At 41.1% G+C, this 24,760-nt stretch carries 22 protein-coding genes; 10 read left to right on the top strand and 12 right to left on the bottom strand.

Translation table 11 applies throughout. The features are described 5' to 3' along the window. The first annotated feature begins 81 nt into the window (after positions 1-81). Positions 82-1,122, top strand: a complete 1,041-nt coding sequence (gene bdhA, locus NSU16_RS03390; protein ID WP_010333223.1) for a (R,R)-butanediol dehydrogenase — start codon at positions 82-84, stop codon at positions 1,120-1,122. 48 nt (positions 1,123-1,170) lie between these two features. Here bdhA and NSU16_RS03385 read toward each other — a convergent pair whose 3' ends face one another. Then, positions 1,171-2,592, bottom strand: coding sequence for a sugar porter family MFS transporter (locus NSU16_RS03385; RefSeq protein WP_339192077.1), 1,422 nt, complete (start codon positions 2,590-2,592; stop codon positions 1,171-1,173). Positions 2,593-3,206: 614 nt separating this feature from the next. Between NSU16_RS03385 and NSU16_RS03380 the strand changes: the two genes are divergently transcribed. Beyond that, positions 3,207-4,202, top strand: coding sequence for a potassium channel family protein (locus tag NSU16_RS03380; protein WP_229148714.1), 996 nt, complete (start codon positions 3,207-3,209; stop codon positions 4,200-4,202). A 59-nt stretch (positions 4,203-4,261) separates the two neighbouring features. On the opposite strand, the gene NSU16_RS03375 is transcribed toward NSU16_RS03380, so the two are convergent. The 3 genes from NSU16_RS03375 to gutB all read right to left on the bottom strand — a co-directional run bounded on the left by NSU16_RS03375 (position 4,262) and on the right by gutB (position 7,863). After that, positions 4,262-5,224 carry a carbohydrate kinase gene (locus NSU16_RS03375; protein ID WP_339192076.1) on the bottom strand — a complete coding sequence of 321 codons (963 nt, stop codon included), beginning with the start codon at positions 5,222-5,224 and terminating at the stop codon, positions 4,262-4,264. Positions 5,225-5,326: 102 nt separating this feature from the next. After that, positions 5,327-6,718 carry a glycoside-pentoside-hexuronide (GPH):cation symporter gene (locus tag NSU16_RS03370; RefSeq protein WP_326204359.1) on the bottom strand — a complete coding sequence of 464 codons (1,392 nt, stop codon included), beginning with the start codon at positions 6,716-6,718 and terminating at the stop codon, positions 5,327-5,329. A gap of 83 nt (positions 6,719-6,801) precedes the next feature. Further along, positions 6,802-7,863, bottom strand: coding sequence for a sorbitol dehydrogenase (gene gutB / locus NSU16_RS03365; protein WP_268505767.1), 1,062 nt, complete (start codon positions 7,861-7,863; stop codon positions 6,802-6,804). Between the two features lie 234 nt (positions 7,864-8,097). Here gutB and NSU16_RS03360 point away from each other — a divergent pair, with 234 nt between their 5' ends. Both NSU16_RS03360 and NSU16_RS03355 read left to right on the top strand, forming a co-directional pair. Beyond that, a complete protein-coding gene (locus NSU16_RS03360; RefSeq protein ID WP_339192075.1) occupies positions 8,098-10,611 on the top strand; it encodes an NB-ARC domain-containing protein in 2,514 nt (837 codons plus the stop codon). 214 nt (positions 10,612-10,825) lie between these two features. Next, complete coding sequence (locus NSU16_RS03355) at positions 10,826-11,248, top strand: very short patch repair endonuclease (RefSeq protein WP_326227800.1); 423 nt, start codon at positions 10,826-10,828, stop codon at positions 11,246-11,248. Between the two features lie 20 nt (positions 11,249-11,268). Here NSU16_RS03355 and NSU16_RS03350 read toward each other — a convergent pair whose 3' ends face one another. Further along, positions 11,269-12,462 (bottom strand): DNA cytosine methyltransferase, encoded by a 1,194-nt coding sequence (locus NSU16_RS03350; protein WP_268470851.1) that lies wholly within the window; start codon positions 12,460-12,462, stop codon positions 11,269-11,271. A 447-nt stretch (positions 12,463-12,909) separates the two neighbouring features. Here NSU16_RS03350 and NSU16_RS03345 point away from each other — a divergent pair, with 447 nt between their 5' ends. The 4 genes from NSU16_RS03345 (at position 12,910) to NSU16_RS03330 (ending at position 15,889) form a co-directional block, all read left to right on the top strand. Continuing rightward, a complete protein-coding gene (locus NSU16_RS03345; RefSeq protein ID WP_326227802.1) occupies positions 12,910-13,449 on the top strand; it encodes a hypothetical protein in 540 nt (179 codons plus the stop codon). Continuing rightward, positions 13,442-15,061 carry an AlwI family type II restriction endonuclease gene (locus NSU16_RS03340; protein WP_326227803.1) on the top strand — a complete coding sequence of 540 codons (1,620 nt, stop codon included), beginning with the start codon at positions 13,442-13,444 and terminating at the stop codon, positions 15,059-15,061. The genes NSU16_RS03345 and NSU16_RS03340 overlap by 8 nt, the downstream gene beginning before the upstream one ends. A gap of 20 nt (positions 15,062-15,081) precedes the next feature. Continuing rightward, complete coding sequence (locus tag NSU16_RS03335; protein WP_326227805.1) at positions 15,082-15,474, top strand: hypothetical protein; 393 nt, start codon at positions 15,082-15,084, stop codon at positions 15,472-15,474. A 157-nt stretch (positions 15,475-15,631) separates the two neighbouring features. After that, positions 15,632-15,889 (top strand): hypothetical protein, encoded by a 258-nt coding sequence (locus tag NSU16_RS03330; protein WP_339192074.1) that lies wholly within the window; start codon positions 15,632-15,634, stop codon positions 15,887-15,889. Positions 15,890-16,579: 690 nt separating this feature from the next. Here NSU16_RS03330 and NSU16_RS03325 read toward each other — a convergent pair. From NSU16_RS03325 to NSU16_RS03305, 5 genes are all read right to left on the bottom strand, one after another. Beyond that, complete coding sequence (locus tag NSU16_RS03325; RefSeq protein ID WP_339192073.1) at positions 16,580-17,356, bottom strand: DUF6339 family protein; 777 nt, start codon at positions 17,354-17,356, stop codon at positions 16,580-16,582. 28 nt (positions 17,357-17,384) lie between these two features. Beyond that, on the bottom strand, positions 17,385-18,248 hold the full coding sequence (locus NSU16_RS03320; RefSeq protein WP_339192072.1) for a hypothetical protein: 864 nt from the start codon (positions 18,246-18,248) through the stop codon (positions 17,385-17,387). Further along, the gene (locus NSU16_RS03315) at positions 18,245-20,077 is read right to left on the bottom strand and encodes a hypothetical protein (RefSeq protein ID WP_339192071.1); all 1,833 of its coding nucleotides are present in this window, start codon (positions 20,075-20,077) and stop codon (positions 18,245-18,247) included. The genes NSU16_RS03320 and NSU16_RS03315 overlap by 4 nt, the downstream gene beginning before the upstream one ends. A gap of 17 nt (positions 20,078-20,094) precedes the next feature. Beyond that, entirely contained in the window at positions 20,095-20,328 is a 234-nt protein-coding gene (locus NSU16_RS03310) for a hypothetical protein (RefSeq protein ID WP_339192070.1), read from the bottom strand. A gap of 103 nt (positions 20,329-20,431) precedes the next feature. Further along, complete coding sequence (locus NSU16_RS03305; protein ID WP_339192069.1) at positions 20,432-20,944, bottom strand: DNA cytosine methyltransferase; 513 nt, start codon at positions 20,942-20,944, stop codon at positions 20,432-20,434. Between the two features lie 286 nt (positions 20,945-21,230). Between NSU16_RS03305 and NSU16_RS03300 the strand changes: the two genes are divergently transcribed. Together NSU16_RS03300 and NSU16_RS03295 are read left to right on the top strand one after the other, a co-directional pair. Next, positions 21,231-21,803 (top strand): restriction endonuclease PLD domain-containing protein, encoded by a 573-nt coding sequence (locus NSU16_RS03300; RefSeq protein ID WP_339192068.1) that lies wholly within the window; start codon positions 21,231-21,233, stop codon positions 21,801-21,803. A 1-nt stretch (position 21,804) separates the two neighbouring features. Then, positions 21,805-22,215 carry a hypothetical protein gene (locus NSU16_RS03295; RefSeq protein WP_339192067.1) on the top strand — a complete coding sequence of 137 codons (411 nt, stop codon included), beginning with the start codon at positions 21,805-21,807 and terminating at the stop codon, positions 22,213-22,215. Positions 22,216-22,598: 383 nt separating this feature from the next. Here the strand turns inward: NSU16_RS03295 and groL are convergent, their stop codons facing one another. After that, positions 22,599-24,233, bottom strand: coding sequence for a chaperonin GroEL (groL, locus tag NSU16_RS03290; protein ID WP_010333214.1), 1,635 nt, complete (start codon positions 24,231-24,233; stop codon positions 22,599-22,601). Between the two features lie 46 nt (positions 24,234-24,279). After that, positions 24,280-24,564 carry a co-chaperone GroES gene (groES, locus tag NSU16_RS03285; RefSeq protein ID WP_003155970.1) on the bottom strand — a complete coding sequence of 95 codons (285 nt, stop codon included), beginning with the start codon at positions 24,562-24,564 and terminating at the stop codon, positions 24,280-24,282. Positions 24,565-24,760 lie beyond the last annotated feature (196 nt).

Below are 24,760 nucleotides of genomic sequence, written 5' to 3'. Positions count from 1 at the left end.
TTTAAAAATGGCGATTTTGTGAACAGTTCATATTGATCGGTGCGGAATTACTCATATCAAAAGATATAGGAGTGGTAATCCATGAAGGCAGCTAGATGGCATAACCAAAAGGATATCCGTATTGAAAATATTGAAGAGCCAAAAGTGGAACCGGGAAAAGTCAAGATCAAAGTCAAATGGTGCGGCATCTGCGGCAGTGATTTACACGAGTATTTAGGAGGCCCGATTTTTATCCCGGTTGACAAACCCCATCCTTTAACAAAAGAAACAGCACCTGTCACAATGGGGCATGAATTCTCCGGTGAAGTTGTTGAAGTCGGGGAAGGTGTTGAAAACTATAAAGTCGGAGACCGAGTCGTTGTGGAACCGATTTTTGCAACACATGGACATCAAGGTGCGTACAACCTTGATGAACAAATGGGGTTCCTCGGCTTAGCCGGAGGCGGCGGCGGATTCTCCGAATATGTCTCTGTAGATGAAGAGCTGTTATTCAAACTTCCTGAGGAATTATCATATGAACAAGGCGCACTCGTTGAACCTTCTGCGGTCGCTTTATACGCTGTCCGCTCAAGCAAAATCAAAGCTGGTGACAAAGCGGCTGTATTCGGCTGCGGCCCGATCGGACTACTTGTCATTGAAGCGCTGAAAGCTGCCGGCGCTACTGAAATTTACGCTGTTGAGCTCTCACCTGAGCGCCAGCAAAAAGCTGAGGAGCTCGGCGCCATTATCGTGGATCCGTCCAAAACAGACGATGTAGTGGCCCATATCACAGACCTTACAGGAGGCGGCGTTGACGTAGCCTTTGAAGTAACCGGGGTTCCAGTCGTTTTACGCCAGGCTATCCAATCTACAACAATTGCCGGTGAGACAGTGATCGTCAGCATCTGGGAAAAAGGCGCTGAAATTCATCCGAATGATATCGTAATCAAAGAACGCACAGTGAAAGGAATCATCGGGTACCGTGACGTATTCCCAGCTGTATTGTCATTAATGAAAGAAGGCTATTTCTCAGCCGATAAACTCGTTACGAAAAAAATCGTGTTAGACGATCTAATCGAAGAAGGCTTCGGATCTCTGATCAAAGAGAAAAACCAAGTGAAAATCCTTGTCAGACCAAACTAAACATACTAAAAAAGAATCCGCATTCAAGTGCGGATTCTTTTATTCCTCTTAGCCAATCACTTCAGCGCCGGCCTCTTCTTTAGCCTCACTGCGATCGTGAGCACGGAAGCTTTCCTCAAGCTGCTCAAGCGAAAGACCTTTTGTTTCCGGTAAAAACTTGTTCACAAACAGAATCGAGCAAATTCCCAGCGCAACGAAGATGAAGAACGTTGTTGATAACCCAATGCCTGCCATCAAAATAGGGAATGTCAGACTGACTGCGAAATTGACCATCCACAAGCAGAATACCGTAACACCCATTCCCAGACCGCGAAGGCGCAGCGGGAAAATTTCTGAAAGCATCAGCCATGTCACTGGTGAAATCGCGCCCTGCTGAAATGCCAGGAACGAAACCGTTAACGACAGAACCACATATGGAAGTGCAGGCGATCCTTCCAGCACAAGTGAAAATATTCCGATCAGCAGCAATGCCGATGTCGTTCCGATCAGCCCTGTAATCAGCATCGGCCGGCGACCGACTTTTCCGAGCAGCCAAATTCCAACGAACGTAGCCAGAACGGAGATCACACCATTGGCAATATTTCCGATCAGCGCTGCTTCCGTTTGGAACCCGGAATCTCTTAAAATTTCAGTGCCGTAATACATGATGGAGTTTACACCCGTAATTTGCTGTACAATCGCAATTCCGATTCCTATGAATACAATCCGGCGCACCCACGGAACTGCTAGATCTTTAAACGTAGCTTTCTCAAGCTTATCCTCTTTTTTGAAAGCGGATTCAATTTCAACCAGCTCAGATGCAGCGCGTTTTTCGTCTCTGATTTTCTTCAAAACCCCTAAAGCATCTTCATTCCTTCCTTTTGAAACAAGCCAGCGAGGACTCTCAGGCATTCTGATCATTCCAAAGAACAGGAATACGGCCGGAAGAGATGCGATCACGAGCATAAATCTCCATACATTGGAGCTGTCCCCCATTGTCGTCCCGAGGATGGCATTAAAAACAAAGGCCAACAGCTGCCCGGATACAATCATTAATTCATTCTGGGTCACCATCCGTCCCCTGCTTTCCATAGGTGACATTTCCGCTAAATAAGCAGGCACCGTCACTGATGCGCCCCCGACGGCTATCCCAAGCACAAAACGAGAAATGATCATGATTGTTACGTTTGGAGCCAGTGTACATCCAATCGTTGAGATAAAAAATATAATGGCAAGGAAAAGAATGTTTTTGCGGCGTCCGTTAAAATCAGACATCCTTCCTCCAAGCACAGCTCCAAGTGCAGCTCCAAAAAGAAGAGAACTGGTGACGAGCCCCTCTGTGATAGCATTGAGATTAAGCTGATCAGGCTCACCCATATATGGTAAAGCCCCATTTAATACTCCGGTATCATAACCGAAGAGAAGCCCGCCGAAAGTCGAAACTAAAATAATTGTGCGTAAAAATGACATTTGACTGCCTTTTGTATTCATACCGTTTCCCCCAGTCTTTTTCAAAATCGATCACTGCGTATTTTAAAAACGTATTCTAGGGCTGCAACCTTTCTCAAATGCTGAGAAAAAAGTTCAAAATGTCTCTTATCACTGGCTATATAACCTTCCCTTCTTTTCAGCATGCGTTGAAGACAATTGTTTTGGAAGCGATTTCATTACGCTAAACAACAGTGGGTATATTTTTGGTGTCTGACTTAACGAGTTGTCATCTTATAGTCACTTCGTAGTGTTGTTATAGTAATATTGTAGTTATATATTTGTTACTTCTGCTAATATCATAATTATAAAAACGCTTTCAGTCAATATCATTTTCTGAATTTTTTTTCACTTCAAGTCGGTAAAATGACCACTTCATAGGGGAATTGAACTTTTTTCTTGCCGAAAATGTGGAATCATTATGTATGTTATGCGACATTTCTGTCATCCTCATTATGAGTAAGTGTTGGTTAACTTCTCCTATATAAATCTTCTCTGCATGATTCACTGCTCACACATTCAAATGATTGTTTCATATTCAAGGCAAAAGGAAATAGAAAAGAAACATAAAGATGGCTAAATGGCTGGCTCTAATTGAATAGGAGGAGGCAATAAAATTGAATGAGATTTATATCATTGCAGGAATTTTATTGTTGGCAGCGGGGATGATTGATTTTATATGGACAACATTATGGCTCGAGAGCGGAGCCGGTCCGATCACAAGATGTTTATCTGCATGGCTGTGGAAAGGCTTCCGTAAGATCAGCGGAGATCACGCAAAGGTTCTCAGTACGGCAGGGCCCCTGCTGTTATGCATGACATTATTGGTGTGGATCGGTTTATTTTGGAGCGGCTGGACGTTTATCTTCTCAAGTGACCCTCATTCTCTTGTTGTTACTCAAAGTAAAGAACCAGCCTCCTGGTCAGATCGAGCTTATTTTTCTGGATATGTGATGTTTACATTAGGAAATGGCGACCTTACACCGAACGGAGCCCTTTGGAAGCTTGTGACAGTCGGTGCTACAGCTGAAGGTCTGCTTACAATTACTTTTTCTGTCACGTATTTAATTTCTGTCTTGAGCGCAGTTAATCAAAAGCGCTCATTCGCCCAGAGTGTACTGAGTCTTGGGCATAACGGAACAGAGATTGTCCAAACTGCGTGGAACGGGAGACATTTTCACGACATGGATCTGCTTCTCGCTACATTTTCTTCAGAGCTGGGAAAGCTGACCGCTCAGCATAACGCCTTCCCCATTCTTCATTTTTACCATAGCACACAGCGTGAGGAATCTTCCGTGATTGCAGTCACTGTACTGGATGAAGCGTTAACCATTTTGACATATGGCATTCCAAAGCAGTATCTTCCGAATCAGCTGCACATAAAAGAAGCGCGCTCAAGTGTTAAAAACTACTTAGACACCGTTCATACAGCATATATCCATCCGGCTGAACAAGAACCGCCGGAGCCCAACCTTATGAAGCTAAGGGAATGCGGCATACCAACCCTATCAGAACAAACCTTTCGAACAGCGATTAAATCTATAAAAGAACGGCGGCAATTGCTTTTGGGCATTGTTCAAGCGGGTGCGCGTAAGTGGCCTGTCCAAAAGTAAAGTAAAAAAGAGGATGCCTCCCCAAAAGTCCAAAGACTTTCAAGAAACATCCTCGATGTTTATTGAGAAAATTCAATTTCTTTCATGCTGGGCAGTGCATCTATCGCTCCAATTTTGGTGCAGACAAGCGCTCCCACCTTATTGGCAAAAGATACGATATCACGCAGCTTCTCAAACTCAGTTTCTACCGATTGAATCTTATCTGTACCAGCTAATTTGAATAAGGCTGCACCGACAAAAGCGTCTCCAGCTCCTGTAGAATCAATCGAAGTGACAGGAATACTCGGAATGATTTCATGTTTCTTGCCATTAGACAGCAGTGTTCCGTTTTTCCCAAGAGTCACAGCAACCATCTTGGCTCCGATGCCATGGAGGATATTGACACCCTCTTCATGATCCTTCGCACCGGTGATGATCTCCAGCTCCTCGTCACTCACCTTAACAAAATCACTTAAAGCAATGGCTCTTTTTGCAGCACTAACAAACTCAGAGACTCTTCCCTTCCATAAATCCCCTCGATAATTAGGATCAAATGAAAGAAATTGCCCGTTATCCTTCGCAATGGACATAAGGCGTAAATAGGCTGTACAAAATGGATCAGATAATAATGCCGTCGCTGAGCCAAAATGAAGGATTTTTGCTTGATTCATTTTATCCTGATCGACATCTTCGATCGTAAACAGAGCATCCGCGCCTCTATTGAAAACAAAATCACGCTCTCCGTTATTCTTTAATGAAACAAAAGCAAGCGTTGTAGGTGCTTTCTCATCCATCACCAGCATAGAGGTATCAACATGAACACCCTCTAACGTTTGCTTCAGAAAATACCCAAAGGGATCCTTCCCTACTTTTCCTGCGAAAGCAGCGTTCCCTCCCAGCTTGGCAATAGCGGCTGACACATTTGCCGGGGCGCCCCCGGCACTTTTTAAGAAATGGCGCCCTTCCATTAAATCAACATCCACATCGGTACAAAAGAAATCGATCAATAACTCCCCAATACAAACAACAGACTGACTTCGCATGTTATCACACTCTTTTTACATATTCTAGATTACAGTCTCAGTATATTACTTTCAGTCATAAATACAACCTTTTACATCGAATATTAGAAATATTAAATATATTCACTTACCTGGAGTTCTTCTCAGCTCGGTGATGATCTGTTTATATCTTTTTTCAGTTAAAGGATAAAAGGCTATGATGATGATAGAGAGTAAAATAAATAGTCCCGGTATTAAAGCATTCATATGTTTAATCGCATTCAGTGAAGTTACGGTTTGATCAGTATTCGCCACATATCCTGCGATTCCTAAATAGATCGCAGAAAACGAACCGGCCAGTGCAACACCTAACTTATTGATAAAACTCATACTGGAAATCACCACTCCGTCGGCACGAACCCCTGTCTTCCATTCCGCATAATCAACACAATCGGCAACCATTCCCCAAGCAAGCGTATTTAAAGGGGTTGTAAAGAACCCTGAAGCAAATAGCCAGATGAAAATGAGCGTCACCGAAGAATACGCCGTAAAATGCAGACCTGCATACGAAATCAGTGACAAAGCGGCCGATATGATCATCACATTTTTCCTGCCCCACTTCTCAGAAAAGTATGGAATAAACAAGTTACTGATGAGGGCTGCTCCAAAAAATAAAACGGTTCCAAAGAACACCAATTCCTTATGATTCACGTTATACGTAAAGTAGTACACCATTGTACTGATTTTAATATTAAACCCGATTGCAAATGCTAAAAATGATGACGTTAGAATCAGCAAAGGTTTGTTTTGAAACAAAACAGATAACGTCTTTTTCATTCCCTGTTTCTTTGTTTTCTTAGGCGCAATCCGCTCACGCACAGTAAAGAAACTAAAGAGGTTCAAAGCGATGCTAACAATGGCATAGACGAGAGCTGTCATTTGAAACCCAAATGCCTGGTTCTCTCCTCCCAAAGCTGCTGCAAGCGGTGTTGCGCAGGAGATGGATAGAAGGATTCCGACATAAACCAAGATCATACGAGTCGTTGTTAATACCGTTCTTTCTTTTACAGAATTCGTCATCCGTCCCGTTAAGCTGTTCACCGGAATCGTTTGCATACTAAAGGACATGCCGAGCAGAATATAGGTAATATACGCATAGACGATGTTTCCCGTTGCTCCAAAGTGAGGCGTGGTGAAACACAGGACAGTAAATAATGCGAAAGGAAATGCAACCCACAGCAGATAAGGCCTTGCCTTTCCCCACCTTGTGTTTGTTTTATCTAAGATAACCCCCATAATCGGGTCAAAAATAGCATCCAGCACCCGCACAACAAGAAATAATGTGGCGATGACCGCAGGCTGTATGCCGCCGATGTCCGTATAATAAAACAGCAGGTATGCGTTTACAAATTGAAACACAATATTATACGACATATCACCAAAGCCGTATCCGATTCGTTCAAGCCAGGACAAACCGGCACTGGATTTTGTTTGATGTTTCGCCTTCATTACCGTTGCTTTTTCTGTTTCGATCATCTTTCCCACCCCAAGAATCCGTTTTCATTATTGAGTAAAAATCCAGTAAATAAGAGGGAGAATACGAGATTCTCCCTGTTCACTCAGCTATTCGGATAAACCATCACTTTTAAACATTCATTCTTAAATTGAAGCGCCCGCTCCATCGCCTCTTGCGTCTGTTCCAGCGAATATTGGTCCGTTACAAGATGCTTCGTGTCGACAATGCCTGAAGCGAGAAATTCGATTCCCTTCGGATACGTGTTGGCATAACGGAAGATCCCGTAAATATCAATCTCATTGTCCGCAATAAACGGCACATTAAGCGGGATCTCGTTCTGAGAAGGCAAACCAACAATCGCCAGTTTCCCGCCCCGGCGCACAGAAGCCAGTGCGGATTGCAGTGCCGCTGGATTCCCCGCTGTTTCCCAAGCAACATCAACGCCTCTATCATTCGTGATCGTTTTAATCTCTTCAAGCGCGTCCTGTTCACGGATATTAATAATATGAGTCGCTCCCATTTTTTTCGCAGCTTCTAACCGTAGCGGCTCTAAGTCGGTCACGATAATTGTGCTTGCCCCAAACGCTTTAGCTGCCGCAACAGCCATTAATCCAACAGGGCCCATCCCCATAATCGCAATCGTTGATCCGGGCTGAAGCTTCGTTCTCGCCGCTGCATGGATACCGACAGAAAACGGTTCAATCAAGGCAGCATCCTCATAAGTAAGTGAATCTGGAATAGAGAAAACAAAGTCCTGTCTGATTTTGATATATTGTACAAACGCGCCGTCTACCGGCGGTGTAGCCAAAAACTGTACATCCGGACAAAGGTTATAACGTCCTTCCTTGCACGCCTCACAGCGTCCGCACGTGACACCCGGCTCAACAGCGACGCGGTCACCTACTTTGAATTGTTCAACAGACGAGCCGACAGCCGCGATTTCTCCCGCGCACTCATGTCCGAGGATAAATGGCTTTTCCACTACATAATTGCCTATTCTGCCGTTTGTATAGTAATGCAGATCCGATCCGCAAATCCCGACAGCCATCACCTTAATCAGCACTTCATCCTGGCTGATGTCCGGCACAGGCAATGTTTCTATTCTGATTTCTCTAGTGTTATGCATAATAGCTGCTTTCATGGTTTTAGGTACTGTGTGAGTCATTACGGCAAATTCCTTTCTTTATGAACACTATTAACGGCATTTAAGCCGCTTCATCCAGAAATGTAAGTGCATACATTTTTGCATTTTCTGTTACTGCCCTCATTTTATCTGCTTTTCAACATGTTCAACAGCTTTTCATGCTGTATAAAAGGACAGCCGCACTGTACTTTTTGATTTTTCATATACAAAACAAGCAGGATTGATAAAATAGTACTAATAGGAGGTGCAGGTTTTATGGCTGAACTGGAAGATCGAAAACAATTTGCAGAATTGCTGGCACCTGGCGTAAAGTCATTAAAACTTCATCCAGATTATAAAGTCAGAAGAAATAAGAACGAAAAAACAGGACAGTCTTATTTAGACAACATTTCACACCAGCTGGGAGTTTCCCCAAACACGATTAAAAGCTGGATCGGACAGATGGGTGTGAACTATGTTCCCGGAAGAATTGAAGACGGAAAACTGTTCGGAATGATCTGGATCATTCTTGAAAAAACCGATATGAATATACAGTGGTTTTCCGACCTGCTTGAGACCACCACTATACCGGTAATCAAACCTGCACTGCCTGTATGGGCGGCCTCATGTCTTAAAAAAGCGAAAATAGTACGGCAGGACAATTCATTCGGAGCACCGCTTGATCAAGATATTGAAAAAACAGTCAAGCGTTTATTTCCTGATGTTCTCGACCATAAAACGAATGCGCTTACAGAACAGATCCCTTTGACACACAACTTACCGTCACGCTGGTCGGGTCACTTTATAGGACGAAGATTTGACATCGAGGCGATACGGCAATGGATGCTTTCCCCATCACCCGTCTGTTTGATTACCGGATGGGCAGGCATGGGGAAAACGACTACTGCTCTTGAGGCAGCCTATTCCTGTATCGGCGGCGATTCCTCAGATTGGCCGGCATTCAACAGCATCATCTGGCTCAGTGCTGATTGGAAGGGATTAAGCTTTAGTGATTTTTTAAATACGATTGCCTATCAGCTCGGTCGAACGGAACAAATCAATAAATCCATAAACGAAAAACGATTTGCCGTCCGCAATGCACTTGCTAATTATACTAGAGAAAAACCGGTCCTGCTGATCGTGGACAGCATAGACACTGCCGAAAGAGACATTCACGAATTTATCACCAGCCTGCCTCAAGGCGTGAAAGTTCTCCTCACAGCACGTGAAAACTTGAAGCAAACCTATCGGCAAGGCTTCGGTGAAATGGTAACCATCCAGCTGAGCGGACTTGAACAAACAGATGCCCTGGAATATTTTCATCAAGAAGTGAACCGCTGCCTGCAAATGTGCAACGATCCAACTAAACGAGAAAAGCTAGCGCAGCTGCTGGAACTATCCCCAGAACTGAAGAGCGGGTTCATTTCAGCAACAGCCGGAAACCCGAAAGCCATGGCACTCAGCATCGCCTATATGTCAGACGATGACATGCCCGCTCAGCAGCTGATTCATGAGCTCGGAAAAGCAGGCTACTCACTATTAGATCTGTTTGATTTTCTATTTGGGCGCACATGGCACAGATGCAATGAAGATACATGGAAGCTATGGCAGGTGCTATGCTTTTTCAGCAAGCCGCCAGATGAAAAAAGCCTGGCGGCAGCGGCCGGATTAGACGCTCGCCGTTTTCATTACGCAGTTGAACAAATGCGGTCTTTTGCTCTGATTCAGCCCGAACGAATCAAAGGAAGGACACAATACTTAGCGCATCAAACTGTGGTCGCTTACGGAGAACAGCACTTGTCCGAAAATCAGCAATATGAAACAGAAGCTCGCAGCCGCTGGGCGCACTATTATATTCATTATGCAGAAACCCACTTAAAACGGGAACAGCCAAACTCTATCTATTGGAGCTATCTCTTGGGACGTGATTTGAACCAAATCAAAAAAGAATGGCCAAACATCTTAAAGGTGATCAAATGGTCAAGCGAAACCGATCAAAAAGAAATTCTAATCGAACTCATCACTCGCATCAGCCATTTTCTAAGCAGAATCAACCTGCCCCTGCGAATCGAATACGGACGTAAAGCCGCTGATGCCGCCCATCAATTAGGCCAAAACACACGAGAAGCCTTCTTCAGAATCGACACAGCGGGCTGGGCACTGATGGAAGTCAACGATTTAGACGGGGCTCTTCAGCAAATTGAAGCCGGCCTGAAAACGCTGGAACAATCAGACACTGAAGAGCAAGACGTTCACGATCTAAAGGTATGGGGACTCGCACTGCAATCAAGGCTGTTACTAAAAGGCGGAAGTGATGAAAAAGCGGAAGCGATTTTAACCGAAATCAAAGATAAACCGATTTCCCCTGCGATTCAGCACAGAGTTCTATTGGTTCGCGGAGATCTGAGCTTTGTGAAAGGTCATAATGAAGAATCCATTCAATTATACGAAGCGGCAAATCAAATCAGCTCCATGTATGGGGGCGAAAAAACGATAGAAGCCTATTTTAATCTGGGTGTGGCTTACGTGAAGTGTGGTCATTTTGGGAAAGCGGAAGAAGCCTTTGAGCAGATGCTTTATGATAAACATAACGCGAATCAGGTTGAGTTGATTTATTATTATTATGGGATGGCGCAGCTGTTGTATCGTAAAGGAGAGAAAACGAAAGCGATGGAATATAATCAGAAGGCCATTCGTTTGATTGATTCTTGGGAGCCTGCGATTGGGATTCAGGGTGAGGTGGAACGATTGGATATGGTAATTGAAGGGTATAACGAAAACACATTTTAATTATCATGGTGTAAGGTCTATCTTGCAACGAACGATCTCGCTAATTTCTTTTTAAACAAAAAAACCAATATAAATCGATTATTTTGCGATTTTCGCTTTGAAAAGTAATTATCTGCTTTACATATAGTTAAAGTGTCGCTTGTAAAGGCAAAATCTTTAGACCTCTACACTCCTTGAATTTTAAGGAATATATTCATACAGGGAGGTGTGTACTATGGCTGACAATATGACACCGGAGCAACGCCGGAAAAATATGCAGTCTATACGGTCACAGTCAAAACTAGAAAACAGAGTTTCTAAAGAACTATGGCATAGAGGCCTTCGCTTCCGCAAAAATGATAATTCCCTGTTCGGAAAACCGGACATTTCTATAAAAAGGTATAAAATAGTTATCTTTATTGATTCGTGTTTCTGGCACGGATGCGAAGTGCACGGCAACCGGCCGAAAAGTAACCAGGAATATTGGGACAAAAAGCTTGAAAGGAACAGGAACCGCGATGAAGAAGTAAGGAGTTATTACGAAGAGCATGGCTGGAATTTTAAGCGGGTCTGGGAACATGAATTTAAGGCAGATTTCAATAAAGCAGTTGATGAGATTGAAAGGTTTATCAAACAAGCGAAAAAGACGGCACCTTAATAGGGCGCCGCCTTATATACTTATATCTTAAGTACTATTTGGGTTTCTGTTTCTTTTTGTTGCTGTTCTATCACATTTTCAACTTCATCGATTGTTACTTTTCTCTGGCCACGGAGATTTTCAAGCTGAAGCTTTCTTGCCGGCTCTACCCATTCATATTCAATCCCTGCGAACGACTTTAAGATAGCTTCAAATACGACCTGGGCACCTTTAACGGGAACAGCCATGCCAATCTGCTTTCTGACTGCTTCTTTGCTTCCTTGGAATACAAAGTCGTCCGGAAATGTCTGCAGACGAGCGCGTTCTCGATTTGTCAGAGCGCGGAGTTCCTCCCAGTGATACATATGAGTCCCTCCACCACCACTGCCAGTTACAGTGTAAGCTGGGCGTTCAGGATCAAGCCGTTTGTAAATTGAGCTTAAACGCGCTCCTTTTACATTCAGCTGAAGCTCCTCGGGAATTCCTGCATACCACGCATTTTCACCGGGCGGAATGTAACTCAGCATTTCTTGCACTTTTTTTGTATGCTTCGGCATTTCATGGTTCGGTGCATCTTTAGGGATCGGAGGCTCTGTAATTGCCTGTTTAGACGTCACATAGTCTGTTGATGCCAGTGTAGTCGGTGCCGGCACTCTAAATTTAACACCTTTTGCTGCCCAGTCATTTCTGATGCCAACAATAATAATGCGATGTCTTGCCTGTGGGACACCATACTCTTCAAATTTATATAGATGAGGCGTCAACTTGTATCCACACTCTTCAAGCTCTGTTAGTATCTTAATAAAGGCTTTTCCTTCATTGGCGCTTTGAAGCCCCCCCACATTCTCTGCCACAAAAAATTTCGGCTGATACTTTTCCAGCACTTTGACCCCATACGAATAAAGAGGACCGTATGTACCGTTCAATCCCTGCTTTTCACCGACATTGCTGTAATCATTACACGGGAATCCGAACGCAAAGCAGTCGATTTCTTCAAGCACTGTTTTATCACCAATCGGAAGCTGTTCAACCGGACAACAGTGAACAGACTGATCTTCTATATTCCCACAGATGTTGTAGCGGAACGTGCTACACGCATTAGGATCATAGTCATTTGCCCACACATGCTCTATTCGCCATTCTTTACCCGTGTCAGGATGCACAAAACCTGCCAATTTAGCGCCAAGACTGAGTCCACCGGGACCATTGAACAGTTCTCCTTTTTTAAAAATCATGTTTAAACCCCTCTTCATTTCACCTATATTCAACGTTTATACGAAAATATGTTCTTGCATACTTGTACGCTATTTAGTTTACACGTTTTCCTCAAAAAAAAGAAGCCCCATGGCTGATTTTTAAATAATGTCTTTTGATACAAGTGGTTATTCCTTATTTGTAATAGGAAGTAGTTAATTTCAGGCTGTCTGAAATTTAAATATATCTTTATTGATAATGTTTCCAATGTGTACATTGTCCTCGTTTTTGATGTTCTGTACAAAAATTACTGCCGGCATCGATTGATTTATTTGTTATAATATTCAACATCCCTCGGCAGATGGCAAAAAGTGACGGATTATTCAACAAATTTATTCGGCGGCAAAATAATTCGGTTACGAATTATTTTGCCGTTGGATTGTTCTGTAAAGTAGTAAATAAGCTAAGTAATAAGCAGGTGATAACTAGTGTCTAAGGAATCAAAAGATACTTCTCTAAGCAGTTTAAAAGGTCTAATTGAAATGTATTTAAGTTCACAACTCCTTTTTCAAGAGATATTCACTCCATTAAAGAAGACTATGAAAGATAGTGAAATAAACAGCCTCCTCTCGGAAAAATCCGGAAAAGGACTTAATTCTATATATCGTGATAAGAATACGGGTGTTGTCTTTAGCGCAGTAATGTTTCTCCGCTATTGGAAGGCATTTCTAGAAATCCATCAAGAAAGAGGGTTGGATAAGAACACTCTGCCCAATCTAGAAGATCTAACTGCAAAATATAAACAAAGCATTGATGCAATATCATTCGTTGAAGATGCAGAAAATTTGGAAAGCGCGGTTCATACCTATTTCCCTCTTATTGTGGAGATCGTTCTCTTTTATGAAAAACATCCGGTTTCCTCTGAGAAGTTATCTAAGCGAGAGGTTCTTGAAACATTGAAAGAGAGAAAAGATATTCAGGATGCACTGAGAACAGAAAGAGCAAGGAGGATGACGAGGGTTGACTGAACGAAAAGTATGGTTTATTACAAGGCCGGAACGGGATCCACATTTCCATGCAGATGCAGTAAAAGCGCTGGCAGAAGCTACAGAAAATTTTACTATAAAATGGCTGGGAAACAGGGATGCACATAAACATTATGAAAAAGTGCTAGCCTCAAGAGGGTTAAAGCGAAATAATATAAGCAATGATGGCTCGGGAGGTCGTACCTGGTGCGCCATGTTAAAAACATTTGCCTACTGCTACATAGACGGCGAAGGTCTAGTCAAACCAACAAAATCGGGAAAAGCACTTATCAATGGCATAAAAGAGTACGAAAATGTGAAAAAACAAATTTTGACATTCCAGATCCCCAATGCCTATTTCATGGAAGCAGGATTCCGTCCGAAATTTGAAGAAGGATTCCGTATCCGTCCTGCCAGATTTTTAATTAAACTGGTACAACGCCCAGATTTACAATATCATCTTACAAAGGAGGAAATTACCTATTTCGTTTTGACTGCACAGCATGACAAACAGCTGGATGAGGTGGCTGCACAAATTATTGCGTACCGCAATGCTGGCCAGGATGAGCAGCGTTTGATGAAACAGGAGGTTGCAGTAGAATATGACCACCGTGCCCGAAATGACAACGCAGCACGGGATTATTACCAAGCTCATTCAGATGTGGCGCATACATTTATGCTTCTGTGCGAATATACAGCGCTTGTTGATTATCAGCGCGGCGAGTCAGTATTAAAGACCGATCCCACTTTAGTGGGGGAAGCACAGAACGTGCTTAGCTATTACGACAGCCGTTACCCTTTTAATGCACGATACCTAATTTCAGTAGAACGTATGGCTCAGAACAGCGGTCTTGATGTAGACAGCTACAAAGCGAGTAATTTTGGCGTAGTAAAGCCTGCTAGCAATCAGGGAAAGATTCAGGGGAAAATCGAGGCTATTTTAAACGATATTCCCAACTCAACAGAGATGACTAGAGAAGAGCTCCTTCCCTATTTTCTGCCATCATTTGGGCCGCGTGATGCCCAGAAAGTTGTAGATGGACTTCGTTTTCAAGTACGCGAAATGGGTAGCGTACCAGAAGCGTTTGTAGAAAAATACTTGGGTGAGCTGACGCCAGCAGAGTTTGAAAAGGAAACGCTGAAAATTTTCGAGGCAATTGGCTTTGAAGCAGTATACCAGCCAAAAGTTGACGGAAAGAAAACGGAGATTGAAATTCTACTTATACACGAAGACAAATGCGGCATTATTGACACAAAGCATTATCCAAGCGGCTTTGTGCTAACGCAAAACCTAGCCAACTATATGGCATCAGAGTATATTCCAAATTACCTTCAATTCGAAAATCGACAACTATTTTTTTACGGATACGTTACATCAAGCAAATTTTCTGGACAAAAGAAACTCAAATCGATCACTACTTTAAGCAGCAAGCTGGTTGAAAGAGAAATCGAGGGCTTTATGATGACACGCGAAGTCTTAATCGGCTTTCTGGATTACTGTATTGAGAATGAACTATCAAAAAAAGAGCGAGTAGAGCTGTTCTTGGCCAGAATTCAAAATAAGGGATTCAGCGACCTTCAAGTATTTTTAACAAAAATTAGACTTAATTTATGATCAAAAAGGGAGGTTTTTTCGTGCCAAAACCTGGAGATACTTTCACTACAACATTAAAGCGAGCTCATTTAGAATGGGGCTCTCACAGGCATACAAATACAAGAGGAACTATATATGGAGAAGGATATTTACATATTCCAAGACAGGAAGCAATGTCATTAGATATCTATAACAGCAATTGTTCAGGTGCCAATATTATTTACACATGCAATTCGGCGGATGGGTTTCTGCAAAATGCATCTCTCAAAGCCTCTGGATGCAGCACAGCAGGAGATATTTATGCTAAACAATTTCAAGGAAACGGAAATCTTCAGCTACTTGGACAATGGTTCCGCCATATCAATGCGCAAGTAGGCGACCAAGTTAAAATTACGTGGATTAGTCAAACCGAAATTGAGATAGAGTTAATTTAATATAACGTGGTTTTTTCCAACTTCCGGTCGACTGAGGCTGCCCTTAAGAATCAATAAGGACTACAGGAGGGCACTTACCAGGGAACAAGTGACCTATTTATTTGTTAGAGGGCCTAGCTCACTTTCTAAAGCTCACACAAACTAATGGCGGTTAGAAATGGATAATCTGGTCTTCACAGTACTTGCTTATACTGGCCTAAGAATTGGTGAACTCCTTGCTTTAAAGTGGACAGAATTCAACGATGAACTAGGTTCGATCCGTATCACAAAGACCCTTTACAATCCAAACAATCATATTGAGAAAAACCAGCTGCTAACACCTAAAACAAAAGGACCTGTCCGTACCATCCGAATTGATGAAATATTTGTCGACTTCTTAGAAAGTAAAAAATTTATCAGAATGAAACTAAGTTGAGAACAGGGTGGTTTATCAGGATTCAGGTTTTATTTTTGCGCGGAAAGATGGTCATACGTAATTTAGAAAAGTTATTGAACCAGGCTTAAACGGTTGCTCAAAAGGCCGGGATCGAGAAGAATATCACTCCTCATTCTTTCAGAAACTCCCATACCTCTTTATTAAATGAAGCAGGAGTTGGCATTAAGAGACCCAGCAGCGTTAGGCCATTCAGATATAAATACTACAATGAATATTTACGCTCATATGACTGCCAATTAGGAAGAAAAGGCCTCCCAGCAGTTCAGTGAACTGATGAAAGACCTTCTCTTGTAATTGGCTCTTTTGTTGTCATGCTTTGCCTAATTGTAAGAAACGAGGACAAAGCCGAGAACAATAATCCCTCTAATACGGTTAAGGTGTTCATATATAAAGGTTGATATCCCTTTATTACACCATGCCGCCCATAAATCCTTTGTATTGTAACATGTTTCGCGAGCTAATAAATGTTGATTAACTCGCGTTATACCAAAGATTTTTATAAATCGTTTTGTACCATCTTTAACATTAAATTATTACTTATTTCGGGCTTATGTTACCCGTTTGTTACTCCATTTTCACATCTATGGTGTATTTTATTTTGCCTTTTATTTTAGTTACCTTTATTGAATAAGTTAACATTTTTTAGGAGTATATTTTTTACGCTCTTTATTAAAAAGCTTTTTGAGTTATATGCGGAATATAGACACCAATATCTTTAAGGTAAGCATTTACCCACAAAGTCAATTTCTCTTTTGCCTCTTTTGGTGATAATATATCCCAAATTTCAACAGCTCCTGATAAATTAAAGTATTGAGCGGTATCTCGAACAAGATTACGCCGCTGTTTTCCAGTTAACATTTGAATTGTCCCAGCTTCTTGTTGTTTACCAACGTAATCTAGCATTTCAAATAGAGCTCTCATTGCCACTTTGTTACGAGATAAATACCTGTTTTCTATTGTTTGTCCTGCTAAATCCTGATCTTCCAACAATAGTTTTGTATATTTATAAGGGTCAGCCAATGCCTCATCATAAGTTAACTCTACATACCACCACAGTCGTGATAAACCATTACGATACATCCCTTTTTGTCCAAAGAAATATCGTGTTTTTATGAATTCTACTGGATCTCCTTGAGCTTCTTCAATAGGCCAACGTTCTCGCATAAACTGCCAATATTCTGTATGTGTTAACAAAGTCCAATAGTTTTGATCTGAAGATAAAGTATATGGTAAATCTTTATAATATGTGTATATTCGAATAGCATTATCTAAGTCATCCGCACTACGTTTTTTTAAATCTGTAACTTTTAATTGAGCAGGATTAGAAAATGGGACACTTAATTCCTGTCCTAACCAAGATTCATCCGATTTATACAGTTTCAAATTTGTTTGAATATTGCCTTTTAACTCTAATAGTTTGGTATGTTCTAAGTATAATTTTTTCATTCCTATCATCCATTCGATTCAAGATATTTTATTCGCTAACAAGTAAATCACTTAACGAATTAAGAGCCTCATTTACAACATCTTTCAAAATTTTATGAGCAATTACAGCTGCTCCAGTTTCATTGATCTTTTTTGGGTCAATTTGAAGTTGATCTAGTTGATATAAGATCGAGTTATACCATTCACTTTCTTGCACTGGATCTTCACTATTCCCTTGTTCAACTTCGCATATATAAGTTAAAGCATCTATTAACGCCGGTAAATAATACATCGTTATTAATAATGGATTAACTTGCTCATAGCGCTGAATATCTGATATTTGGTCATATACATTAGGTGGTAAATAGATATCAATGATTCCGTTACCAAAAGATAATTCATATGGTTCTGGATTCTCTTCTTCTGAAGCACGTAAGTTAAAAATTGATTTTGCAGGTACAATTGGATCTTTTTCAATTGGTAAAGATACACCTGGATCTACTGCCAAGTACGTACCTTTTTTGAAAGTTAGTGCTACCCCGTTATAATCTTCATGTAACAACTCATTTTCATAATCGATGATAGTTGTATTAGCAACTAACATAAAACTAACATCTACTTGTTTAGTTAGTTTCTTTTGAGGAATGTAGAAAATTATTTCTCTATTTGTGGTTGTGAATGCGTCACGATACATACTAGCTGCACATTCTATATGTGCAACAAATATCGCTTCATGATTATTAATTAGCTCCTGTAAGCGAGTATTATTGAGGTCAAATTTCACTTTAAACTCAACAATTCCTTCATTTTGTGGAGTTACTTCAAGAAGCGTGGCTTTAAAAGAGCTGTTTGTATAATCGTCATTAAATTCTGCTAATACAGGATGAGGATAAGCTGTCTTTTTTATTTTCATACTGTATGAACCTCCAAGGAATAAGGTGTTAATTCATTCAAGGTTACTTGTAATTCACAACGTTCATCTTTTACAAGCTCTAATGGACCAATTACATTATCTATCAATGAAACTGTCGTTAGTTGATTACCTTTTCTCAGCTTTACATCTTTTAATGAAATATCTACAAATCTCCCATTTTCACCCATTGCTTGAATTTGTAACTTTGCATTTCCAGAGACTTTTGGTGTAATTACTACTTTATAAAATTCATTAATCTCATCATAAATTGAGCGTACTTTTGAAACATCACCTTTTTTCTCTCTAGGCGGTTTTGGATATGGGTTTGGTGGTTTTGGGGTTGGATTTGGGTTATTCTTGCATTTCTTTTTCTTAGTTTTTATTAGTTCACGTTGAGAAAATGAAAGAGGTACGATTTTAATAGACTTAATTTTCTCTTTTAAAGCTTCTTCGCTAATCTCAGTTAAGGGTTTTGATTTGTCACTTTTTTTAGGTAAGATTTGTTCTAAGCCTATTAAGTCAATTGACTCCTTTTTAATTTTAGGAGCTAGTCCATGAACATTTCCGGAAATCCATTTGTCAATTTTTCCAATAATCCTTTTGATTTCCTTATTTTTTTTTACTTCTTCATCCTCTGAGTTTTCATTTACATTCACATGCCAACCTTTATGTGTAGCTGTTTCAGTCTCAGATAATATTTTATTTAAGTCAGGCCCTTTGATAGTTAAGAAACCCGCAAAGCTTACAGGTGGTTTTCTAAAGTTATCTTTGTTGAAAATCTTCATACCCGAAGATCGATTCATTGAAATAGTGTTACTAAACTCGTCGCCTTTAGCTAAATAAAGCAACACTGGCTGTTGCTCAACTACATCTTTAATATTTATATCAAGTCTAAACGGCTGTCCCTCAGTTAATGCGGTGTAAAACTCTTTAATAATATGGTGTCCAGAAGGTTCAGCCTGACAAATCTCTTCAATAATGTCAGGTAGAGTATCTTTAGAAATCTCTTTGCCATCTACATTGACTTTTAGTTTTTCTTCATAAAATGCTAAAAGGAAGTTTTCAGCAATAACTTTAACAAAATGATCTTTCCAGTTTGCATCAAATTTGAATCCAAAAATAAACTTATCTGTACCGACTTCTTCCCGTTTAAAATCATCCGGTAAAAAAGATAAATCAGTAATTGGTTTATAACCATTTATTATCCCATAGTAAATATTTTCGCGATATTTTATTCCATTCTTTTTATAAGTGGCAAGTTTTGCTACTCCTTGAAAACCCGTTTCGTCTTGTTTGTTAAGTGTTCCATACAAAACCATGCTATATTTAGACGCTAAGAAGGGAGCGTGTTTGCCCAACCCGCGTGATCCATTAGAACCGGCTACTTTATCAGAATATCCGCTACTTTTTACTAAGGAATTCCATTTACCTTCGTCGTCACTAGTAACATCACTTAAGCCAATTGTATTAAAATCCCGAACAGCTAAAACAACTATTTCCTCTTCATCTTTCATCGTATTATACATTTTATCGAAGTGTTTATAAGTTTTCTGGTCATTTCCCCACGAGTCTCGAATTGCTTCAATAATTCCAGTGAATTCATCTAATTCAAACAAATTTTCGTCTTTTTTCACTGTAAACTTTTTAAATTCTAATAGAACCGGTCCTTCTTTTTCAGGATCTTTAGCATCAAGCGCATCTTGCGTCAATTCTCGCGGAACATGATATAAAGGGTTGTCTTTAAAATTTTCCATACCTGCATGATTCAATCCACTGCGTGAGTTATCAGTATTTTCAGCAGATTTCCATCCAATTTTGTTTTCTACCATTTCATACACCTCTTTAATTATTTACGAAACTTAAATGCCGTAGCTTTTTCTTTTTCTCCATCATTAAATTTAACCTTTAATAAACGTAACTCTTCATCTAACTTAGATAATATTTGCTTTACATGTTCATCGGTAAAATCATAATTGTTGCGATTCACTAGGTTACCAATTAATCGTATTTTCTTTATTGTTTCGGTAACCCTCTTTTCAGCAAGCCCTTCAAACTTTTCCCGCTTTTTATTTTCCGTCATAAATCAGTTTTTCTGCTTTTGATAAGTGTTCAGGTGGCTCCTCCGTGTGTATCACATCTAAAATACCGATGCCGCATTCTTTACAGAACATGGTTTTGCTCCTTTACGACTGTGTTTCTTCCAGCTCAATCACTGTCTGTCCTTCTGGCGCTTTTTCTTTCTTTTTCACTTTACCAGAACGCTTCATCTTTTTGTTTTCGCCAGTTTTAAGAATCTCTTGAATATATTCTTCATCCCATTTGGCTTCTTCTGTTTCGTATGGAACTCCTGCCAGGGTTTTTAATATGGCTTCCACAATCACTTTTGCTCCCTTTTGGGTAACTGCCATGCCGATTTGCCTTCTGACACTTTCTTTTCCGCCGATGAATTCATACCAGTTAGGGAAGGTTTGTAGTCTTGCTCGTTCACGATTCGTCAACGCGCGTGGCTCGGCATAATGGTAAATATGCGTTCCGCCTCCTCCGCTTCCAGTAACAGTATAGCTCGGAGCGTCAGGTGACTCAAGTCCTCCGACGATCTCACCTATAAAGGCAAGAGACTGATAGTGATTCAGCACCTTTATTCCATACGTATAGAGACCGCCGTATTGCCCTTCCAGTCCTTTGGTTTTGCCCACGCATGTACTCCTTTATATTCTTCGCCGTTTTCATCAAGTACCACTTGACCGTTTTCATCTATCACAACTGCCTGCTTTGCTCAGAGCGACAGCCCGCCTGGACCGCAGAACAGCTCTCCTTTTCGATACGTTGTCATGTCTATTAACTCCAATATTATGAATTTATTAGTATATATTACCTTTTATTTTAACACAAGATGTCGAATTATGACATGTTATAAAGCTAGCAAGTTCTACCTTCCTTTACTATTATTAAATTGTAATTAATACTAAAGGGGGGGATTTTTTGTACTATCATCAGAATTTAGAGGAACATGCTTTTGCTGAACCGTACCGCCAAGGGTTTCGGAAACTGCGAATCCTCTCTGGCTATGCAACCAGTGTGTTGTTGTATCACATATTGGATACCTACCCAGATGCAGAAATTGAATTAATCATTGGGATGAGCAAAAAAGACGGGATTAAACTATGGGATCATAAACGCTTCAAGCAAATCATGAATGAAAACGCTAATATCAGCATCAGCTACCGAACAGCTCTGCCACCAGTACATACAAAAATTTATCATTGGTACATGGATGATTTAACTCCAGATTCCGTTACCTTTGTCGGTTCGGCTAATTTCTCATGGAAGGGGTTTCGTGATCAGGGAGAACTGCTGGTTGAAGCAAATCATTCAAATGTAGAAGAAGTATTTAATATAACGGATGTAATTTCTTGCACAGACCCCTCCATCGAACAGCATATTAACTTTTTCACTGTTCGTATGCAAAGGCGAAATCAAACGCTTCAAGGTGTTACTCAAGAAGGTGCACAGGAGACTGAATCTATTAATCTGCAAAACTTGAAATATTGTTGATTTGCCTCTTCTTTTAAAAAATGATACAGCTATTCATGAAAAGGCTGGCTTAAACTGGGGACAGCGTGACGGAAGAGAACCTAATCAAGCGTATATACCTGTTTCAACCAAAATCCATCAGGCGGACCCTGGTTTCTTCCCTCCATTAGAACAGGAATTTACCATGCTGACGGATGACGGGCAACAATTGATATGTGTAATGGCTCAGGCAAACCGAAAAGCCATTCATACCCATGAGAACAACAGCATAATGGGCAGGTATTTCCGAGGAAGAATCGGCGTGGCTCTTGGCGCAAGAGGCGATGCCCAGGATGTTGTCAATTACGGAAGGACAAGCGTGAGAATCTATAAGATTGAAAAATTATTAATGGCCTCATCTGGCCTTTTGAGATTTTGTTTTTGCGAGTATTGATGAGGATCTACCTGGTTACCCGCTCTACATTAAAAAAATAAAGAAGCGAATGAGACGCTTGTTAAAATAGCAGAATTAAATCCTGAACTTACACCCCTTTCATTACGCCATACACATACCTCCCTATAAGCTGAGGCTGGGGTAGTCGTCCCTAAATAATGGAATAATTAGGACACAAGGATGAAGACTACAACTAAAAATGTTTATTTACATGTGACAAAAGAGATGAAAAAAGAGGCTTCCCAAAAGTTCAAAGAACTTATGGAAAACCTCTAACTTAGACCCTTGTTGTAGAAAATGTTACTCTTTCGTTATCCTTTGGTTACTTTCAGAGTAAATAAAGGTCTATAAACCCCACTTTTAATGGAATTCAGGGAGCATGATTACATCATGCCACCCATACCGCCCATGCCGCCCATGTCAGGCATTCCTGCGCCGCCGGCGTTTTCTTCCGGTTTGTCAGCGACAACGGCTTCAGTTGTTAAGAGCATTGCTGCTACAGAAGCTGCGTTTTGCAGTGCAGAACGTGTTACTTTCGTTGGGTCAACGATACCTTTTTCGATCATGTTTACCCATTCGCCAGTTGCAGCGTTGAAGCCTACGCCGATTTCTTCGTTTTTCAGGCGCTCAACGATGACAGATCCTTCAAGGCCTGCATTGTGCGCGATTTGACGAATTGGCTCTTCAAGCGCGCGAAGCACGATGTTGATACCTGTTTGCGCATCGCCTTCAGCTTCAACTGCAGCCACTTTGTTATATACGTTGACAAGCGCTGTACCACCGCCGGATACGATGCCTTCTTCAACAGCTGCGCGAGTTGAGTTCAGGGCGTCTTCGATGCGAAGTTTACGCTCTTTCAGCTCAGTTTCAGTCGCAGCGCCGACTTTGATGACAGCTACGCCGCCAGCAAGTTTAGCAAGACGCTCTTGTAATTTTTCTCTGTCGAACTCAGAAGTTGTTTCTTCCACTTGTGCGCGGATTTGAGTGACGCGTGCAGAAATTTTATCTGTTTCGCCAGCGCCTTCAACGATTGTTGTGTTTTCTTTTGTAACCACAACTTTAGAAGCGCGTCCCAATTGTCCGATTTCAGTAGATTTCAGGTCAAGGCCAAGATCTTCTGTGATGACTTCTCCGCCAGTAAGGACAGCGATGTCTTCAAGCATTGCTTTACGACGGTCACCAAAGCCAGGAGCTTTAACAGCCACTGCGTTGAATGTGCCGCGAAGTTTGTTCACAACAAGTGTTGCAAGAGCTTCACCTTCAACATCCTCAGCGATTAGAAGCAATGGTTTGCCTTGCTGAACAACCTGCTCAAGCACAGGAAGGATTTCTTGAATGTTTGTGATTTTTTTGTCTGTGATTAAGATGTAAGGATTGTCAAGAACTGCTTCCATCTTATCAGAATCAGTTACCATGTAAGGAGACGCATATCCGCGGTCGAATTGCATACCTTCAACAACTTCAAGCTCAGTTGTGAAGCCTTTAGACTCTTCGATTGTGATAACGCCGTCGTTGCCTACGCGCTCCATTGCTTCAGCGATAAGGCTTCCGACTTCCTCATCAGCAGCAGAGATCGCAGCAACCTGAGCGATAGATTCTTTGCCTTCGATTGGCTTAGAAATTTCTTTCAGGTTCTCGATCGCAACGTTTACAGCTTGTTCCATACCTTTACGCACGCCTACAGGGTTAGCGCCTGCTGTTACGTTTTTAAGGCCTTCGCGGATCATTGCTTGCGCAAGAACTGTCGCAGTTGTTGTACCGTCACCGGCAACGTCGTTTGTTTTGCTGGCTACTTCAGCTACAAGCTTAGCACCCATGTTTTCAAACGCGTCTTCAAGTTCGATTTCTTTAGCGATTGTTACACCGTCATTTGTGATTAACGGAGAACCGAATTTTTTCTCTAGAACCACGTTGCGTCCTTTTGGTCCTAAAGTTACTTTTACAGCATCAGCAAGTGCATCAACACCGCGAAGCATTGCGCGGCGAGCTTCTTCACTAAACTTAATATCTTTTGCCATGTGTACGAAACCTCCTCGAATTTTTAAGTATTTGTTTATTTAAGAATTAGCCGATAACAGCTAAAATGTCGCTTTCACGTAAGATTAAGTATTCAGTACCTTCGTATTTCACTTCAGTACCTGCGTATTTTGAGAAGATAATGCGGTCGCCCTCTTTTACTTCTAAAGCAACGCGCTCTCCGCTTTCTAACACGCGACCTGAACCAGCTGCCACGATTTTGCCTTCTTGCGGCTTTTCTTTTGCAGAATCCGGTAACACAATTCCGCTGGCAGTTTTTTCTTCAGATTCTACGAGTTCAATGACAACGCGATCACCTAATGGCTTTAACAATGTAATAACCTCCTCAATAGTATGAATATGTAATTTTAGCACTCAGCACTAAAGAGTGCTAACACAACTCTTATAATAAAGAATCTGACTTCCAATTTCAAGTGATAAGATAAAAAATTTTTCACGCTTACATCATTCTTTTCAGCTCTGATATCCCTTGGTTTTTTCACCCCCGTTCAATTATGTTACAATAGCT

It is taken from the genome of Bacillus sp. FSL K6-1003 (genome assembly GCF_037964945.1).
Classification (GTDB): domain Bacteria; phylum Bacillota; class Bacilli; order Bacillales; family Bacillaceae; genus Bacillus; species Bacillus mojavensis.
Note: the sequence above shows the minus strand (reverse complement) of the source record. Positions and strands in the feature narration are given on the sequence as shown.

What these genes read in the sequence shown, in the direction of transcription:
- bdhA (WP_010333223.1), top strand. Translation starts at nt 82, where the DNA reads ATGAAGGCAGCTAGATGGCATAACCAAAAGGATATCCGTATTGAAAAT.
- NSU16_RS03385 (WP_339192077.1), bottom strand. Translation starts at nt 2,592, where the DNA reads ATGAATACAAAAGGCAGTCAAATGTCATTTTTACGCACAATTATTTTA.
- NSU16_RS03375 (WP_339192076.1), bottom strand. Translation starts at nt 5,224, where the DNA reads ATGCGAAGTCAGTCTGTTGTTTGTATTGGGGAGTTATTGATCGATTTC.
- NSU16_RS03370 (WP_326204359.1), bottom strand. Translation starts at nt 6,718, where the DNA reads ATGATCGAAACAGAAAAAGCAACGGTAATGAAGGCGAAACATCAAACA.
- gutB (WP_268505767.1), bottom strand. Translation starts at nt 7,863, where the DNA reads ATGACTCACACAGTACCTAAAACCATGAAAGCAGCTATTATGCATAAC.
- NSU16_RS03360 (WP_339192075.1), top strand. Translation starts at nt 8,098, where the DNA reads ATGGCTGAACTGGAAGATCGAAAACAATTTGCAGAATTGCTGGCACCT.
- NSU16_RS03355 (WP_326227800.1), top strand. Translation starts at nt 10,826, where the DNA reads ATGGCTGACAATATGACACCGGAGCAACGCCGGAAAAATATGCAGTCT.
- NSU16_RS03350 (WP_268470851.1), bottom strand. Translation starts at nt 12,462, where the DNA reads ATGATTTTTAAAAAAGGAGAACTGTTCAATGGTCCCGGTGGACTCAGT.
- NSU16_RS03330 (WP_339192074.1), top strand. Translation starts at nt 15,632, where the DNA reads ATGGATAATCTGGTCTTCACAGTACTTGCTTATACTGGCCTAAGAATT.
- NSU16_RS03325 (WP_339192073.1), bottom strand. Translation starts at nt 17,356, where the DNA reads ATGAAAAAATTATACTTAGAACATACCAAACTATTAGAGTTAAAAGGC.
- NSU16_RS03320 (WP_339192072.1), bottom strand. Translation starts at nt 18,248, where the DNA reads ATGAAAATAAAAAAGACAGCTTATCCTCATCCTGTATTAGCAGAATTT.
- NSU16_RS03315 (WP_339192071.1), bottom strand. Translation starts at nt 20,077, where the DNA reads ATGGTAGAAAACAAAATTGGATGGAAATCTGCTGAAAATACTGATAAC.
- NSU16_RS03310 (WP_339192070.1), bottom strand. Translation starts at nt 20,328, where the DNA reads ATGACGGAAAATAAAAAGCGGGAAAAGTTTGAAGGGCTTGCTGAAAAG.
- groL (WP_010333214.1), bottom strand. Translation starts at nt 24,233, where the DNA reads ATGGCAAAAGATATTAAGTTTAGTGAAGAAGCTCGCCGCGCAATGCTT.